This is a genomic window from Catenulispora pinistramenti (assembly GCF_018274385.1).
Lineage (GTDB): Bacteria > Actinomycetota > Actinomycetes > Streptomycetales > Catenulisporaceae > Catenulispora > Catenulispora pinistramenti.
In genome coordinates this window covers 1-15,867 of sequence record NZ_JAAFYZ010000243.1, presented here as the reverse complement: position 1 = coordinate 15,867, position 15,867 = coordinate 1, and the positions used below count along the sequence as shown (strand labels likewise).

Genomic DNA, 15,867 nt, shown 5'->3' with positions numbered 1-15,867 from the left:
ATCAGGGCCAGCAACGGGCCAGCGCGCACGCGCCCCAGACCACCGCGGCCATCGTCAGATCCGACTGCCGGGCCGGAATCCGGTCGCCGCACGGCGCGTTCACCGGGATCCCGTCGGCCAGCACGGTCACCGGCCCGTTCGGCAACTCATACCGGGCCCCGACCCCGGTCACCTCATCGATCTGCTCGGCCCGCAACGCCAGCCCCGGCATGTCGATCTCCGAAGCCCGCCCCGACACGCTCACGACGAAGCACTCCCCCGGCAGGAAGTCCAGGTCCTCGCCGCCCAGCCCGGTCCGCCCGGTGGCGGACACGATCAGCACCGGCCGATGCCCGTCCAGCAACGCCGGCAGATCCGGCGCCGTCAGGTACCCGGCCTCATGGGCCGCCACGAGCCTTCGCCACTCGGTGTCGTGCACCGCGACCCGCATCCGCTGTCCCCGCAACGTCGCGGCCACCCGCTGCCCGACCGTCCCGAACCCGATGACCAGCGCCGGCACCCCGTCGAAGCCCTCCCCCGGCAACGCCTGCCGGGCCGAACGCACCACGGTCTCGGCGATCCAGTGCGCGTCGATCCCGCGCTTCACAGCACTCTGAGCCACGCTGAACACGGGGACTGACACAGGCGGATCAGTATCCGGGCAAACAATGTCTTCGAGCTCTTCGATACCCGCCATCGACTGCTCGACCACGCCCCGAAAGAACGGCAACAGCTCCGCCGCCGACCGCATCAGCGTCGGCAGCACATGCCCGCCGTCATCGATCACCACGCTCGGCTCCGACACCCGCGCGGTGTGCAGCCGTAAGGCGGCCTCGGCCTCCGTCACCGGCGACACCGCGATCCCCAGCCCGGCCAGGTGCGCCTCGACCCGCGACCGGAGTTTGTAGGGGTACTCCTTCTTCAGTACCGTCATCGCCTCGGGCCGGGCGCCCAACGCGATCAGCGTCCGGGCCTGCACCACCAGATCCGACAGCAGCGGCCCGACCAACACCACCCCGCACTCGCCGAGCGGCTTGTCCTTCATCTGCTCCGGCAGCCCGGCCAGCAACGGCGACTGCTTGGCGAAGGCATCCGTCTCCAGCCCGGTGAACGGCACGCCGTCCAAGCACCCCAGAGCCCGTGCCGCGTCCGCCTCGCCGATCCCCGCCCGCCCCAGAACCGTCGCGGACAGCACCAACTGCGCGTTCCCGCGGTCGCGCGGCCGGCTGGCCGGAGCGATCGCAATCAGCATGCTGCCATGGTGGTCGCCGTCGCCGTCACCGTCGGCGTCGGCGTCGGCCAGCGGCACCAGCCACGCCCCGGGCCCGAGCCGGTGCCGCCGCGCCGCGGCCGGGAACGCCGCCTCGATCCGGTCCAGCACCTCGGTCAGCACCAGACGGCCCTGCTCGGCGGTGCCCTGAAGCTCGGTGATCGCGGTCGCGGTGCTCCGGTGGTGCGTGTCCATCACAGCCCACGTATACCAGATTGACATGGAATGACCGGTTCACCACGCACTCGTTCGCGACTAGTCATGCATACGACGAAACACCGGCCGGAACCTTGTGCGTCATGTCACACACCCCCGCGGCCCGGACCAGCCGCGACGTCGCCGGCCTCGCCACCGCGTCCAGCGGCGCCGGCGAACATGGACACGGCCGTCCCATCCCGTGAGCAAGAATAAGGAGATGACCACGGGCACCACAGACAACCTCACCCCCGCCCAACGGGCGGCCGCGGTCCGGCGTCTGGAGAAGTCGATCGGCTCGCTGGCGGGGGTGGCGATCCAGCGGATGGAGGAGCGCCTGGCCTGGTACCGGGCCATGCCGCCGGACAACCGCTCGTGGATCGGCCTGGTGGTGCAGGCCGGTATCGCGGCCTTCGTCGAGTGGTTCCGCAACCCGCAGGACCGCACCGCGATCAGCGCCGACGTCTTCGGCACCGCCCCGCGCGAGCTGACCCGCACGGTGACCCTGCGCCAGACCGTCGAACTGGTCCGCACGACCATAGAGGTGGTCGAGGAGGGCATCGGCCAGATCGCGCAGGGCCCGGCCGAGCAGGCCGCGCTGCGCGAGGGCATGCTGCGCTACTCCCGCGAGATCGCCTTCGCCGCCGCGCAGGTCTACGCGCAGGCCGCGGAGCTGCGCGGGGCCTGGGACGCCCGGCTGGAGGCGCTGGTCGTCGACGAACTGATGCGCGGCGACGTGCTGGACGACACCGTGCGCTCCCGGGCCGCGGCCCTGGGCTGGGACAGCGCCTCGGGCCTGGTGGTCGTGGTCGGCGCCACCCCGAAGCCGCTGGACAACCGGGACAACGTCCGGCAGCACACCGCGCTGGTGGCCGACGCCGTGCACCGGGCCGCGCGCCGGGCCCGGCTGACCGTGCTCACCGGGGTGCAGTCGGACCGGCTGGTGGTGATCATCGGCGGCGCCGACGATCCGCTGACCGCGACCCGGGCCCTGGCCAACGAGTTCGGGCCGGGTCCGCTGGTGATCGGCCCGGTTGTCGAAGACCTCCTGTCGGCGGGCATTTCCGCCCAAGCCGCCCTGTCCGCGCTGCGGGCGGCCGGGGCCTGGCCGGACGCGCCGCGCCCGGTGCTGGCCGCCGAACTGCTGCCGGAACGCGCCCTGGCCGGGGACGACGCCGCGAAGGCGCAACTGGTCACCGAGGTGTACCGGCCGCTGGAATCGGCCGGAGCCGCGTTGCTGGAGACCGTCTCGGCGTATCTGGAGCAGGCCGCTTCGCTGGAAAGCGCGGCGCGGATGCTCTTCGTACACCCCAACACCGTGCGGTATCGGCTGAAAAGGGTGAGCGACCTCACAGGTCTGAACCCGGCACAACCGCGCGCGGCGTTCACCCTCCATATGGCGCTGGCCTTGGGAAGGCTTGCCGGGCCCGGAACCGGTTTGTAGGAACCCTCCAAGATCCAGACCATGATCTTCGTCCGCCCCGCTAAAGGCAATATGGCGGTGGACGAACCAGAGTGAATTCCGTGCTAGTTCTCGTCGCGCCGGGCCAGGGTGCCCAGACTCCCGGTTTCCTCACCCCATGGCTCGAAGTCCCCGGTTTCGCCGACCGGCTGACCTGGTGGTCCGCCGTGTCCGGGCTGGACCTGGTGCACTACGGCACCGAAGCGGACGCCGAGGCCATCAAGGACACCGCGATCGCCCAGCCGCTGCTGGTCGCCGCCGGCATCGCCTCGGCGCTGGCGCTGTTCCCGCATCCCAGTGACGCCTACTCCGCCGCCGGCCGGGTCGGCGCGGTCGGCGGGCACTCCGTCGGCGAGATCGCCGCGGCCGCCGGCGCCGGCGTGATCAGCGCCGAGTCCGCCATGGTCTTCGTCCGCGAGCGCGGCCGGCTCATGGCGCAGGCCGCCGCGGTCACCCCGACCGGCATGACCGCGGTCCTGGGCGGCGACCGGGACGAGGTGCTGGCCAAGATCGCCGAGCACCACCTGATCCCGGCCAACAACAACGGCGCCGGCCAGATCGTCGCCGCCGGCACCCTGGAGGACCTGGCGCGGTTCGGCGACGACGGCCCGGCCGGGGCCCGGCTGCGCGCGCTCAGCGTCGCCGGCGCCTTCCACACCCAGCACATGGGCTCGGCCGTGGAGCAGTTGGCCAAGCTGGCCAAGGGCATCACCACCCGCGACCCGCGCACCCGCCTGGTGTCCAACGCCGACGGCGCGGTCGTGCACGACGGCCGCGAGGTGCTGCGCCGCCTGGTGGCGCAGGTGTCGAACCCGGTGCGCTGGGACCTGTGCATGGAGACGTTCGCCGACCTGGGCGCCACCGGCATCCTGGAGGTGTCGCCGGCCGGCACCCTGACCGGGCTGGCCAAGCGCGCGCTCAAGGGCGTGCAGACCTTCGCCCTGAAGACCCCGGACAACCTGGACGCCGCCCGCGAGTTCATCGCCGAGCACGCCGAGCCCGGCGACGCCGACTCGCTGGACGCCGCCCCGACCTGGCGCCTGGTGATCGCCCCGCACGGCGGCACCGTGCACCTGGGCGAGGTCCGGGCCGGGGACAAGCTCGAGCCGGACACCGCGGTGGCCACGGTCGTCGCGCGCGGTGACAAGCACGAGATCACCGCGAAACACGAGGGCGAGATCCTCGAATGGCTCGTGGAGGACGGGGATCCGGTCGCGCCGGGGCAGCCGCTGCTGCGCGTCCATCCGACAGGCTCGTTCGGCTAGGCCGGGCGAGGAAAGAAACTCTCGGCCGGCCCGACGTTCGACAAAAGGGGATCCGATCATGGCAGTCATCAAGGAGAAGCAGGGCGCGGCCCACACCCGCATCATGGGCGTCGGGGGCTACGTGCCCAGCCGGGTCGTCACCAACGACGAGGTGATCACCTGGATCGACTCCTCCGACGAGTGGATCCGGACCCGCTCGGGCATCGCCGAGCGCCGCTGGGGCACCCCGGAGGAGACGGTCCTGGAGATGTCCGTGCAGTCCGCGGGCAAGGCGCTGGCCGCCGCCGGGATCTCCGGGGACCAGCTCGGCGCGATCATCGTCTCCACGGTCTCGCACTTCCACCAGACCCCGGCGCTGGCCTGTCTGGTCGCCGACCGGCTGGGCACCAACGGCGCCGCCTACGACATCTCGGCCGGCTGCGCGGGCTTCTGCTACGGCGTGGCGCAGGCCTCGGACATGGTCAAGGCCGGCTCCGCGGAGTACGTCCTGGTGATCGGCGTGGAGCGGCTGAGCGATCTGACCGACATCCACGACCGCGGCACCGCCTTCCTGTTCGGCGACGGCGCCGGCGCGGTGGTGATCGGCCCGTCCGACACGCCCGGGATCGGCCCGGTGGTGTGGGGCGCCGAGGGCGACAAGTACGACACCATCACCCAGACCTTCCCGTGGAACGACAAGCCCGAGGCCGAGGACGGCTCGGACGAGGTCCGCGGGCCGTTCCTGCGCATGGAGGGCCAGGCGGTCTTCCGCTGGGCCTCCTACCAGATGGCCGAGGTCTCGCTGAAGGCGCTGGCCGAGGCCGGTATCACGGCGAGCGACCTGGACGCGTTCATCCCGCACCAGGCCAACAACCGCATCACCGACCGGCTGGTGAAGGTGCTGGGCCTGCCCGAGGAGGTCCCGGTCGCCCGCACCATCGCCGAGTACGGCAACAACTCCGCGGCCACCATCCCGCTGGCCATGGAGCGCATGCTGGCCGACGGCACCGCGCCCAGCGGCGGGCTGGCCCTGCTGATCGGCTTCGGCGCCGGCCTGGTGTACGCGGCGCAGGTCGTTGCTCTGCCGTAAAGCCTCACCCGTTAATCTCACCCAGGGCCCGCGGCTCGCGGAACCCACCACCTAAGAAGAAGACAACGAAGGAGCGCCACACAATGGCTCTGACCCAGGAAGAGATCCTTGCCGACCTGGCCGAGATCGTCGAAGAAGTCGCGGGTGTCGACAAGGAGGAGGTCCAGCTGGACAAGTCCTTCACCGGTGACCTGGACGTCGACTCGCTGACCATGGTCGAGGTCGTCGTGGCCGCCGAGGAGAAGTTCGGCGTGAAGATCCCGGACGACGCCGTCAAGGACCTGTCCACGGTGGGCGACGCGGTCGGCTACATCCAGAAGAACCAGGCCTGAGCCACGCGATAGGCCCGCGGTAACGCAGTAACGCAGTACCCGTAGTACCAGCGGTATCCGCAGTACCCGTAGCACCCGCGATACGGCCGTCCGGCCGGCAGAACCGTAAAACCACCAGATAGAAGGTAAAGGCTCGTGACTGCACGCAAGTCTGTCGTCGTCACCGGGGTCGGTGCGACCACGCCGCTGGGCGGGGACGCCACCTCGTTCTGGGACGGGTTGCTGGCCGGACGCTCCGGGGCACGCAATCTGACCGAGGACTGGGCCGCGGACCTGCCGGTGCGGTTCGCCGCCCGGGTCGCGGTGGAGCCCTCGGAACACCTGAAGCCGGTGGAGATGCGGCGGCTGGACCGCTCCGCGCAGTTCGCCCTGATCGCCGCCCGCGAGGCCTGGAAGGACGCCGGCTTCGAGGGCAAGTTCGCCGAGCCGGGGCGGCTCGGGGTGATGGTCGGCTCCGGCATCGGCGGCGTCACCACGCTGCTGAACGCCTACGACGCGCTGCTGGCCAAGGGCCCGCGCGCGGTCGGCCCGCGCACCGTCCCGATGCTCATGCCGAACTCCCCGGCGGCCTACGTCGGCCTGGAGTTCGACGCCCGGGCCGGCGTGCACGCGCCGGTCTCGGCCTGCGCCACCGGCGCCGAGGCGGTCGGCCACGCGGTGGAGATGATCCGCTCCGGCCGCGCCGACGTGGTCCTGGCCGGCGGCACCGAGGCCGCCATCCACCCGCTGCCGATCGCGGCGTTCGCCAACATGATGGCGCTGTCCAAGGACAACGACGACCCCGAGCACGCCTCCCGGCCCTTCGACGTCGCCCGGAACGGCTTCGTCCTGGGCGAGGGCTCCGGCATCCTGGTCCTGGAGTCCGCCGAGCACGCCGCCGCCCGCGGCGCCCGGGTCTACGCCGAGGTCGCCGGCGTCGGCTTCACCGCCGACTCCCACGACATCGCCCAGCCCGAGCCCACCGGCCGCGGCGTCGCCGAGGCGCTGGCCTTCGCGCTGGCCGACGCGGACCTGACCCCGGCCGACGTCCGGCACCTGAACGCGCACGCCACCAGCACCCCGCTCGGCGACCTCGCCGAGATCAAGGCCTTCCGCAAGATCCTGGGCGACGACGCCGAGGACGTGGCGATCTCGGCCACCAAGTCGATGCACGGCCACCTGCTCGGCGGCACCGGCGCGATCGAGTCGGTGGCCACCGTGCTGGCCCTGTACCACCGCCAGGCCCCGCCGACGATCAACATCGACGAGCTGGACCCGGAAGTCACCCTGGACATCGTCCGCGACAAGCCGCGGGCCCTGCCGGAGGGCCAGATCGCGGCGCTGAACGACTCCTTCGGGTTCGGGGGGCACAACGTGGTCCTGGCCTTCCGTTCGGTCTGAGGACGCTGAGATGCCTTTAACCGAAACCGTCGCGGCGCCGGGGATCCCGGCGCCGGCCGCCCCCGCCGCTTCCGCTTCCGCTTCCGCTTCCGCCAAGCCGTCCCGCGAAGAGGACCCCCGCAACCCGGCCAAGCGCCTGGAGCGGCTGTTCGACGCCGGCAGCTGCGAGTTGCTGACCCCGGCCGACGACTCCGGCTTCCTGGCCGCCACCGGTCTGGTCGACGGCACCCCCGCGGTCGCCTACGCCTCCGACGCGACCATCCAGGCCGGCGCCATGGGCCAGACCGGCTGCCAGGTCATCCTGACCGCCTACGAGCGGGCGCTGGCCGACGGCAGCCCGATCATCGCCCTCTTCCACTCCTCGGGCGCCCGGCTGCAGGAAGGCGTGGCCTCGCTGCACGCCGTGGGCCAGGTCTTCGCGGCCATGACCCGGGCCAGCGGCAAGATCCCGCAGATCTCCGTGGTCCTGGGCCCGGCCGCCGGCGGCGCCGCCTACGGCCCGGCGCTGACCGACATCGTGATCCTGGGCCCGGCCGGCCGCATCTTCGTCACCGGCCCGGACGTGGTCCGCTCGGTTACCGGCGAGGACGTGGACGCGCTGCGCCTGGGCGGCCCGGAACCGCACGGCCGGCGCTCCGGCGTCGTGCACGTGGTGGCCGAGACCGACGACGCCGCGTACAGCAGCGCCCGCAAGCTCGCGGCACTGCTGGGGAGCCAGGGCACCCTGGACGCCGCCGCGGTCGAGGACCGCGACCTGGCGCACCTGCTCCCGGCCTCCCCGAAGCGCGCCTACGACGTGCACCCGCTGGTGAACGCGGTGTTCGACAAGAGCGGCGTGGAACTGCACCCCAAGTGGGCCCCGAACGTGGTGACCGCCCTGGGCCGCTTCGGCGGCCGCACGGTCGGCGTCATCGCCAACAACCCGCTGCGCCTGGGCGGCTGCCTGGACTCGGCCTCGGCGGAGAAGGCAGCCCGCTTCGTGCGCATGTGCGACGCCTTCGGCGTCCCGCTGATCGTCCTGGTGGACGTCCCGGGCTACCTGCCGGGCGTCGGCCAGGAATGGGACGGCGTGGTCCGCCGCGGCGCGAAGCTCCTGCACGCCTTCGCCGAGTGCGTGGTCCCGCGGGTGACCCTGGTGACCCGCAAGACCTACGGCGGGGCCTACATCGCGATGAACTCCCGGGCCCTGGGCGCCACGAAGGTCTTCGCCTGGCCGACCGCCGAAGTCGCGGTCATGGGCGCGGTCGCCGCGGTCCGCATCATCCACCGCCGCAAGCTCGCCGAGGTCTCCGACGACATCCGCCCGCAGATGGAACAGGAACTCGCGGCCGAGCACGAAAAGGTCTCCGGCGGCGTCCAGCGCGCGATCGAGATCGGCGTGGTGGACGAGGTCGTGGAGCCGGGCGCCTCGCGCAGCGCGATCGCGGCGGCCATCGCCGCGGCGCCGGGCGGGCTCGGCGGGGACGCTTTGGTGCGCGGGCAGCATGGGAACATCCCGCTGTAGCTGTCGCAGGTTCGACCCCCGATTTGCGCGTTTCCGCGCCAGTCGGGGGCTGATTCTTTTCGGGGGTGCTTGGTGGCGGATCGACCGGACGACATCGCGATCGACTATGCGCGCGGGACTCTGATGTCCGCGCGGGGCGAGGTCACTGAGAGGACGGTGAATGCCTCGCGCGTGATGGCGCGGGCGTTTCCCGACTCGTACACCACTGGGCTCGTCACCCAGTTGCTCAAGCACTCTGGATTCTTCCGAGATCACGCCGAGCTGCGACTACCGCTCATAGAAGAGGCAGTGGTCGCCGCCCGGCAGATCAAGGACACCGAGCCCACCTGGCCGGGGTTGGTGATCGAGGCGATCGTGACGCAGGCCAGATGTCTGCAAACCCTGGGGCGTTCGGCTGATGCGATGCGGGTCTTCGCAGAGCTGGAGCAGTACCGCGGGCTGCGTTCGAGACTCGAACGCTTTCCACCTCACAAGAACCACTGGGACGCGTGGCCCACCGCACTGGCGGAATCAAGCCGGCACGCTGAAGCCGTCGAGCTCTGGTACGAGGCACTGGAGTATGAGCGGGCACTGAGCTATTCAGCTGGCTTACCCTGGATAGTCCTCGAGCTGACCGACGCACTCGAAGTGCTCGGACGCTTCGACGAGGCGGTCGCCGTGTTCTCCGCGCACCTGGTGTCCAAGCAGTCGAAATACGGCCCCGACCTATGTTCCCTGGTCCATCTGGCCCGCATCCACCAGGCCGCGGGGAACCCCGCCGCCCGCGCCGCCACGCTGGACGAGGCCTGCGCCGTGCTTTCGACACTGCCCCGTCACGATGAATCCGGCCGACCGGTCAGGTTCATGGCCGCCCTGAACCACTTCCTCGTCTGCTCAACCCGAGCCGACGAACCACCCCGTACCGACGGCGAGCCCGGCTACTCCTATGGAAGCTACTGGTGGTCGCCCGGACTACGCCCGCGCTTCCATGCCGAGGCCGAAACTCTCCTCGCCGAAGCTTCCGCCCTGCCCCACGGTCCGGATCGGGTGATCCGCCATCGCCGCGCGACGGTCCGGCTCGCGTCCGAGTTCCTGCGACACAGGCCCGAACGCCTCGCAGAACCCTTCGACGAAGGCGTGGGGCTCGCTGAAGAAGCCCTGTGTGGCGGGTCCGAAGCGGCCCCAGAACTGCTTGCCCGCGCACTGCTGGACCGTGCGCAGTACCGGGCGACACGTCAGGACTTCGGTGGGGCGGCCACTGACTTCACGGCGGCCCTCGACCTCATCAAGCATTGATCGTCACCCCACGCAAGGCCCGTCGTTCCGCTCCGGGAACGTCTTCAAGTGGCTCAGCAACGCGTCGAGCTCGCACGTCGCCAAGCAGATCCCCTGGTCCCCGCTGCCGTAGTACAGATGCACCGTGCCGTCGATGACGAGCGCCCCGGACGGGAACGTCACGCGGTTCACGACGCCGGTCAGCTCGCTCTCCGTCTGCGGGGTCAGCAGCGGGGCGGGGGTGCGGGCGATCACCTTCCACGGCTCCGCCAGGTCCAGGAGCGCCACGCTGATCTGCCACTCCGGCTCCTCCTCGCTGTCGGAGTTGCAGTAGAAGAACAGCCAGCCCTCGTCAGTGCGGATCGGCGGGGCGCCGAGTTCCGGGCCGCGGCGGACCCGCTTCTTCACCAGCTCCGCACGGTCGCCGGGGATCAGGACCGCGCTGTGGTCGTAGGCGTCGACCGCAGCGGCGACGTGGCCCGGCGGCGGGTTCTTGACCGCGGCCAGGTCGTCGAACGCGGTGTGGATGATCGCCGCGCCGGGGGTGTCGGAGCACCAGGTGAAGAACCACAGGTACTTGCCGCCGACCGCCTCGGGGAGCAGGGTCGCCGCCTTCGACGGCGCGCCCCGCGGGCCGACGACGCCGTGCTTGGTGACGGTGTCGGCGCGCAGGTCCGGGGTGGTCGCCAGGGCGATGCGGACCTTGATGTCCGGCGGCGTGCCCTCCACCGCCGTGTAGTAGATGAAGTACTCGCCGTCGAGGAACACCACGCGCGGGTCCTCGCAGCCCAGGCCGTGCTCGTAGGGCTGGTCCGGGGCGATCAGCGGCTCCGGGCGGCGGGTGAAGTTGACGCCGTCGGTGCTGTCGGCGATGCCGATCGAGGAGACGTACTCCCCGGCCGTGGTGAACTCGACTCCGTTGGTGGCGCGGTACAGCATGTGGATGACGCCGTCCGCGCCCCGGACGACCGTGCCGTTGAGCACCGAGCCGGCCTCCCACGGCCGGTCGGGGTTGCGACGCAGGATCGGGTTGGCGGGATGGCGCTTCATCAACATGCAGACATCCTGCCGTAGAACTCAGTCTTCCAGCAGCAGCCTGCCGTAGTTCGCCATCGACCGGTTGTAGCGCGGCAGGTGCTCGGCCAGCGCCACGAGCACCAGCGACAGCCCTTCGCGCTCGCGGCCCAGGGTGGCCAGACACAGCGCGATCGTGCAGTCCAGCGCGTCGGACAGGTGGTCCTGGCCGCCGGTCTCCTTCTCCTTGAGCAGGTGCGCCAGGCCGTCCTCGACCCGCCCGATGTTCCGCAGCGAGCTGGACATCTGGATCACGGCCCGCCGCCGGTTCTCCCCGGTCAGCCCGCCGAGCTCCAGCGCCCGCGCGTACATCGGCACGGCCAGGTCGGAGTGGCCCCAGCTGTCGCGGGCGCAGCCCCGGTGGAAGATCGCATCGGCGTCGCCCTCGGGCAGTCCGGCGGCCAGCGCGTCCACCTCGGCGATGAACTTCTCCTCCTCGTAGTCGTCGATCGCGGCGAACAAGGCGGCGACCCGGCGGTTGACGTCGGTCTTCAGGTCGGCGGTCATGGCGGTTCCCCATTTCAGAAAAGTGTTCTGCGGTACGAGGAAGATCGTGCCGGGGCGCTAGGATCATCGAAAGTCTTTCGGCTACCGCCGAAAGACCCAACGCGTGGCGAGGAGGCGTCCAGATGGCCGTCAGTCTCGGCTTCGGCCCGGCCGACCTGGCACGATGCCGCTTCGCTGTCTCCCCGGCCTTCGAAACACTGTCCGCGATCCGCGACGCGACCGGCTCCCAGGGCCCGGGCGCGCACGGCCGCTGGCTGGAGAGCGTCCGCCCGGCCCTGCCCGGCCTCGGGCTGGATCCGATCGTCCTGCTGCAACCCCGCCGCGGCTACACCCCCGACTTCCTGGCCCCGCCGCCGACCGCGCCGGTCGGCGACTTCGACGCCGAGCTGACCCGCATCGCCGCGACCCCGGCGCCGGTGGTGCGCCGCGAGATCGAGCTGGCGCTGCGCTACGCGCCGCCCGGCAGCCGCGACACCCCGACCGGCCGGCTGCTGCTCGGCGACCCGGCCGAGGTCCTCAGCCTGCTGACGCAGCTGATCCGAGCCGCGTGGCAGACCCTGGTCGCCCCGCACTGGCCGCGGATCCGAGCGCTGCTGGAGGCGGACGTGGCCCACCAGTCCCGACGCCTGGCCGAGGGCGGCCTGGACGCGCTGTTCGCCGACCTGCACCCGACCGTCCACTGGACCGGCGACACCCTGATCCGCGACCCGGGCGGCGACGAGCACCACGACCTGGACGGCCGCGGTCTGATCCTGATGCCGAGCGCGTTCAAGTGGGATGAGGTGATCGTCATCACCGACCCGCCGTGGCAGCCGACGCTCGTCTACCCGGCGCGCGGCCTGGGCAACGCCTTCGAGCCCCGACGCGGCACCCCGGCCGCCGCCCTGACCAGGCTCGTGGGGCGGACCCGCGCACACCTGCTCACCGGGCTCGACGAGCCGGCGTCGACCAGCCGTCTGGCGCACCGGCACGCGCTCGCGCTGGGGACCGTGTCGGAGCACCTCGGCGTGCTGCGCGACGCGGGCATGGTCGTCGGCGAGCGGCATCGGCACGAGATCCGCTATCGGCGGACTGAGTTGGGCGATCGGGTGGTTGAGGGACGCTAGCCCAGAGCCGCGCTAGCCACGATGTTCTGCGCTAGCCGAGAGCGGCGCTAGCGCAGAACATCGTTCGGTGCTAGCGCAGAACATCGTCAAGGAAGTCCAGAACGCGGTCCACCAGGCCGCCGACATCGCCGGCGCCCTCCATCACATGCCCCGCGTCCTCGACCGGGACGAGATCGGCCCGGACACCGACCGCCCGCAGCGCTGCCGCCAGGTTCTCGCTCTCGCTGTAGGGAACGCCCGAGTCCGCCGTGCCGTGCATGAGCAGGAACGGCGGTGCGGCCGCGTGGACCTGGTGCACCGGGCTGGCCGCCCGGGCCCGGTCCGGGTACCCGCGCCTCGCGCCGTCGAGCAGTTCGTAGATGGGGTGGCCGGGGCGGTCCGCGTCGCCGATCCGCCTGGTGAAGTCGGTCGGGGCGTACCAGTCGACGACCGCGTGGATCGGGACGTCGGAACCCTTGTCGAGACCCGCCAGCGCGGCCAGGGTTCCGCCGGCCGACTCGCCCCACACCGCGAAGCGTCCGACGTCCAGGCCGAGCTCGTCGGCCCCCGCGCGCAGTCGTCGCAGCGTGCTTTCGACGTCTTCCAGCTGCGCCGGGAACACCGCCTCCGCCGACAGCCGATAGTCGACGTCGGCCACGGCATACCCGCGCGCCAGCACCCGCTCGTAGAACCCGGGCGACTCCAGCGCGTCCAGGGGATCCGGCAGGTCCACGCGCGAGCCACTCCAGAAGGCCCCGCCGTGCAGGAAGGCTACGAGAGGCCTGCGACCCTCACCCGGCGGTACCCGCAGATCTGCGTGTAGCGGCCGGTATCCCTGGATCCGGGAGACGGTGATGTTGCGGTAGTGCGCGACGCCCGCCGCGTCGATGAACGGTGCGCGGATTCTCTCCATCAACCGGAGCCCCCTCCATTGAATCTTTGCGCAGAGACTATCGCTCTATTGCAGAGAAATCACGACTCTTTTCATCGCCTCACCACCCGCTGGCCGCCAACTCCCGTGTCACCTCCAAGAACGCCGCGAGCGCCGGTCCGGGCTCTCCGCCGCCCCACACCACACCGACGCCCCACCGTGCCGCCTCATGGTCGATCGTCAGCCACCGGATCCGCTCCGGCGCCACCACGACCGGCGCCCGGGCCGACACCAGCGCCACCCCGACGCCCGCCGCCACCAGTGCCATCACCGTCTGCAGGTCGTTCGCCCGCTGCACCACCCGCGGCTTGATGCCCTCGGCCGCCAGGTACCGCTGCACCTGGTTCACGAACCCCGGCCCCTTGGTCTGCACCAGCGTCACCAGGCCGTGTCTGGCGATCAGTTCCCGCACTCCCGGCTCGGTGTCCGCGTTCCCCGGGACCGCCAGCATCAGCTGGTCGGTGCCGAGTTCGAGCACGGACAAGTCCGGGTCCACCGGCAGCCGGGCGAATCCGGCGTCCAGCTGCCCGCGCCGCAGCCGCTCCAGTTGGATCGCCGTGGCCATGTCGTCGAGCGTCACCCCGACGTCCGGGTTCCGGCGCCGGAACTCGGCGACCGCACGCGGCGCGATGTCGATCGTCGAGAGCCCGAAGCCCAGCGCCAGCCGGCCCGCGCCGCCGGTGGTCAGCCGCTTGGCCCGCAGCTCGAACGCGTCGAGCCGGTCGACCGCGTCCCGGGCGTCGGGCAGCAGGGTGCGGCCCAGCGGGGTCAGCCGCGCGCCGAGCCGCCCGCGCCGGAACAACGCGCCGCCGATCCGCGCCTCCAGGGCTTGGATCTGCTTGGTCAGCGCCGGCTGCGTCACCGCCAGGGTCTGCGCGGCCGCGCCGAACGTGCCGTGGTCCGCGACCGCGACGAAGGCCCTCACCAACCGGTCTTCCATTCCCCCAGTTTATCGATCCTCCGCCGACCGTCATTGGACTCATCGATCGTGACGGCGCTTCGATGGACCGCATGATGCTTCGAGCCGCAACCGTCCAGTTCGAACCGCGTCCCGGGGCCAAGGAGTACAACCTGGCCCGGGTCGAGCACTTCGCCCGCGCCGCCGCGGCCGACGGGGTCCAGCTCGTCGCCTTCCCGGAGATGTGCCTGCTCGGCTACTGGCATCTGACCAAGCGCGACGCGGCGTACCTGCACGAGGCCGCCGAGCCGGACGACGGCCCGAGCATCGCCCGGATCAGCGCCCTGGCCGCCGAGCTGCACCTGGGCATCGGCGTGGGCCTACTCACCGAGCGCGACGGCTGGCTGTTCAACGCCTACGCCGTCTGCCTGCCGGACGGCACCGTCCACGTCCACCGCAAGCTGCACGCCTTCGAGCACGAGGCGATCTCCTCCGGCTCCCGCTACACCGTCTTCGACACGCCATGGGACGTCCGGGTCGGAGTCCTGATCTGTTACGACAACAATCTGATCGAGAACGTCCGCGCCACCGCCCTACTCGGCGCCGAGATCCTGCTGGCCCCGCACCAGACCGGCGGCACCAACTCCGTCAGCCCGCACGGCATGAAGCCGATCCCGCTGAGCGTCTGGGAGAACCGCCACGCCGACCCGGCCACCGCCCAGGACGCCTTCCGCGGCCCGAACGGCCGGGAGTGGCTGCTGCGCTGGCTGCCATCCCGAGCCCACGACAACGGACTGTTCGTGATCTTCAGCAACGGCGTGGGCCGGGACGACGACGAGGTCCGCACCGGAAACGCGATGATCATCGACCCCTACGGCCGAATCCTGGCCGAGTCCTGGGCCACCGCCGACGCCATGGTCACCGCCGACCTCGATCTGGACCTGGTCCCGACCTCGACCGGCCGGCGCTGGCTCCGGGCCCGGCGGCCGGAGCTGTACCGGCCGCTGATCACGAAGTATGGGGACGAGGTGGACGCCCGGACGGCGCGCTTCAGTTAGGGCTGTGGCGGGCGGCGTTTGGCCTGCTGCTTGTGGCTGCGATGGTCGGTGTGGACTTGGCGGCCTTGGCGGACTTGGCGGTGCGGGGTGCGGGGTGCGGCACTTCTTGACTGGGGTGGTTCGGGGTTCGGATCTTCTTGTGGAGGCTGGAGTTTGTGGGCCGGGTTGCGGTTCGCGTGTGGGTTTCAAAGCTTTTTACGGCCTTCGGTCATAGTTGTGCCGGTTCGGGGTTCGGGTCGGCGGGTGTGCTTGTCGGCTGCCGGTTCGCGCGTTCACAACCCCGCCCCACCTCAGGCCTCTTCAACTCCAGCAAGTCCGAGCAAGATCAAGAGCAAGATCAAAGTCAAAGGCGATGGTGAAGAGCCGGGCCTCCGGCGGGCCTCGGCAACCTCAGGGAAACTAGCGCGGTTCCCTCGGGTGGCCGGGTCAGTCTCAGCGGCGGCGGTCCCTGAGGTGGTGCGGTCCGTTCCCCACGGCCGCGTCGTCAGCCCGATGGGTACAGCACCGGTGTCCGGGGGTAAAGTCCGCGCGCTTGCGGTCATGCGTGTGAGCTGCGGTTTTGATAGCGCGAACTTGACCCCCGGCCACCGGCACTGTAGGCGAA

Annotated in this window: 14 protein-coding genes; 9 read left to right on the top strand and 5 right to left on the bottom strand. The window is 71.1% G+C overall.

Features of this window, described 5'->3' with window-relative positions:
• Position 1 precedes the first annotated feature (1 nt).
• On the bottom strand, positions 2-1,444 hold the full coding sequence (locus tag KGQ19_RS41140) for a Rossmann-fold NAD(P)-binding domain-containing protein (RefSeq protein ID WP_212019663.1): 1,443 nt from the start codon (positions 1,442-1,444) through the stop codon (positions 2-4).
• Between the two features lie 220 nt (positions 1,445-1,664).
• Here KGQ19_RS41140 and KGQ19_RS41135 point away from each other — a divergent pair, with 220 nt between their 5' ends.
• The 7 genes from KGQ19_RS41135 (at position 1,665) to KGQ19_RS41105 (ending at position 9,731) form a co-directional block, all read left to right on the top strand.
• Positions 1,665-2,888 carry a PucR family transcriptional regulator gene (locus tag KGQ19_RS41135; RefSeq protein ID WP_212019661.1) on the top strand — a complete coding sequence of 408 codons (1,224 nt, stop codon included), beginning with the start codon at positions 1,665-1,667 and terminating at the stop codon, positions 2,886-2,888.
• Positions 2,889-2,968: 80 nt separating this feature from the next.
• Complete coding sequence (locus KGQ19_RS41130; protein ID WP_212019659.1) at positions 2,969-4,171, top strand: acyltransferase domain-containing protein; 1,203 nt, start codon at positions 2,969-2,971, stop codon at positions 4,169-4,171.
• 58 nt (positions 4,172-4,229) lie between these two features.
• Positions 4,230-5,240 (top strand): ketoacyl-ACP synthase III, encoded by a 1,011-nt coding sequence (locus KGQ19_RS41125; protein WP_212019657.1) that lies wholly within the window; start codon positions 4,230-4,232, stop codon positions 5,238-5,240.
• A gap of 83 nt (positions 5,241-5,323) precedes the next feature.
• Positions 5,324-5,572 (top strand): acyl carrier protein, encoded by a 249-nt coding sequence (locus KGQ19_RS41120; protein ID WP_212019655.1) that lies wholly within the window; start codon positions 5,324-5,326, stop codon positions 5,570-5,572.
• Between the two features lie 135 nt (positions 5,573-5,707).
• The gene (gene fabF, locus KGQ19_RS41115; protein ID WP_212019653.1) at positions 5,708-6,952 is read left to right on the top strand and encodes a beta-ketoacyl-ACP synthase II; all 1,245 of its coding nucleotides are present in this window, start codon (positions 5,708-5,710) and stop codon (positions 6,950-6,952) included.
• A gap of 10 nt (positions 6,953-6,962) precedes the next feature.
• The gene (locus KGQ19_RS41110) at positions 6,963-8,456 is read left to right on the top strand and encodes an acyl-CoA carboxylase subunit beta (RefSeq protein ID WP_212019651.1); all 1,494 of its coding nucleotides are present in this window, start codon (positions 6,963-6,965) and stop codon (positions 8,454-8,456) included.
• A 72-nt stretch (positions 8,457-8,528) separates the two neighbouring features.
• Positions 8,529-9,731 carry a hypothetical protein gene (locus KGQ19_RS41105; protein ID WP_212019649.1) on the top strand — a complete coding sequence of 401 codons (1,203 nt, stop codon included), beginning with the start codon at positions 8,529-8,531 and terminating at the stop codon, positions 9,729-9,731.
• A 3-nt stretch (positions 9,732-9,734) separates the two neighbouring features.
• On the opposite strand, the gene KGQ19_RS41100 is transcribed toward KGQ19_RS41105, so the two are convergent.
• The gene (locus KGQ19_RS41100; protein ID WP_212019647.1) at positions 9,735-10,766 is read right to left on the bottom strand and encodes a glycoside hydrolase family 130 protein; all 1,032 of its coding nucleotides are present in this window, start codon (positions 10,764-10,766) and stop codon (positions 9,735-9,737) included.
• A gap of 21 nt (positions 10,767-10,787) precedes the next feature.
• Positions 10,788-11,291 (bottom strand): tetratricopeptide repeat protein, encoded by a 504-nt coding sequence (locus KGQ19_RS41095; RefSeq protein ID WP_212019645.1) that lies wholly within the window; start codon positions 11,289-11,291, stop codon positions 10,788-10,790.
• A 122-nt stretch (positions 11,292-11,413) separates the two neighbouring features.
• On the opposite strand from KGQ19_RS41095, the gene KGQ19_RS41090 reads away from it, so the two are divergent.
• The gene (locus tag KGQ19_RS41090; RefSeq protein ID WP_212019643.1) at positions 11,414-12,397 is read left to right on the top strand and encodes a DUF5937 family protein; all 984 of its coding nucleotides are present in this window, start codon (positions 11,414-11,416) and stop codon (positions 12,395-12,397) included.
• Positions 12,398-12,467: 70 nt separating this feature from the next.
• Here the strand turns inward: KGQ19_RS41090 and KGQ19_RS41085 are convergent, their stop codons facing one another.
• Complete coding sequence (locus KGQ19_RS41085) at positions 12,468-13,289, bottom strand: alpha/beta hydrolase (RefSeq protein WP_212019641.1); 822 nt, start codon at positions 13,287-13,289, stop codon at positions 12,468-12,470.
• 79 nt (positions 13,290-13,368) lie between these two features.
• Positions 13,369-14,247 carry a LysR family transcriptional regulator gene (locus tag KGQ19_RS41080; RefSeq protein ID WP_212019639.1) on the bottom strand — a complete coding sequence of 293 codons (879 nt, stop codon included), beginning with the start codon at positions 14,245-14,247 and terminating at the stop codon, positions 13,369-13,371.
• A 74-nt stretch (positions 14,248-14,321) separates the two neighbouring features.
• Here KGQ19_RS41080 and KGQ19_RS41075 point away from each other — a divergent pair, with 74 nt between their 5' ends.
• On the top strand, positions 14,322-15,263 hold the full coding sequence (locus tag KGQ19_RS41075; protein ID WP_212019665.1) for a nitrilase family protein: 942 nt from the start codon (positions 14,322-14,324) through the stop codon (positions 15,261-15,263).
• The last annotated feature ends 604 nt before the right edge of the window (positions 15,264-15,867 follow it).

Bases quoted from the DNA above. Each gene is read 5' to 3' on its own strand.
- KGQ19_RS41140 (WP_212019663.1), bottom strand. From the start codon at position 1,444: ATGGACACGCACCACCGGAGCACCGCGACCGCGATCACCGAGCTTCAG.
- KGQ19_RS41135 (WP_212019661.1), top strand. From the start codon at position 1,665: ATGACCACGGGCACCACAGACAACCTCACCCCCGCCCAACGGGCGGCC.
- KGQ19_RS41125 (WP_212019657.1), top strand. From the start codon at position 4,230: ATGGCAGTCATCAAGGAGAAGCAGGGCGCGGCCCACACCCGCATCATG.
- KGQ19_RS41120 (WP_212019655.1), top strand. From the start codon at position 5,324: ATGGCTCTGACCCAGGAAGAGATCCTTGCCGACCTGGCCGAGATCGTC.
- KGQ19_RS41110 (WP_212019651.1), top strand. From the start codon at position 6,963: ATGCCTTTAACCGAAACCGTCGCGGCGCCGGGGATCCCGGCGCCGGCC.
- KGQ19_RS41100 (WP_212019647.1), bottom strand. From the start codon at position 10,766: ATGTTGATGAAGCGCCATCCCGCCAACCCGATCCTGCGTCGCAACCCC.
- KGQ19_RS41095 (WP_212019645.1), bottom strand. From the start codon at position 11,291: ATGACCGCCGACCTGAAGACCGACGTCAACCGCCGGGTCGCCGCCTTG.
- KGQ19_RS41090 (WP_212019643.1), top strand. From the start codon at position 11,414: ATGGCCGTCAGTCTCGGCTTCGGCCCGGCCGACCTGGCACGATGCCGC.
- KGQ19_RS41085 (WP_212019641.1), bottom strand. From the start codon at position 13,289: ATGGAGAGAATCCGCGCACCGTTCATCGACGCGGCGGGCGTCGCGCAC.
- KGQ19_RS41080 (WP_212019639.1), bottom strand. From the start codon at position 14,247: ATGGAAGACCGGTTGGTGAGGGCCTTCGTCGCGGTCGCGGACCACGGC.
- KGQ19_RS41075 (WP_212019665.1), top strand. From the start codon at position 14,322: ATGCTTCGAGCCGCAACCGTCCAGTTCGAACCGCGTCCCGGGGCCAAG.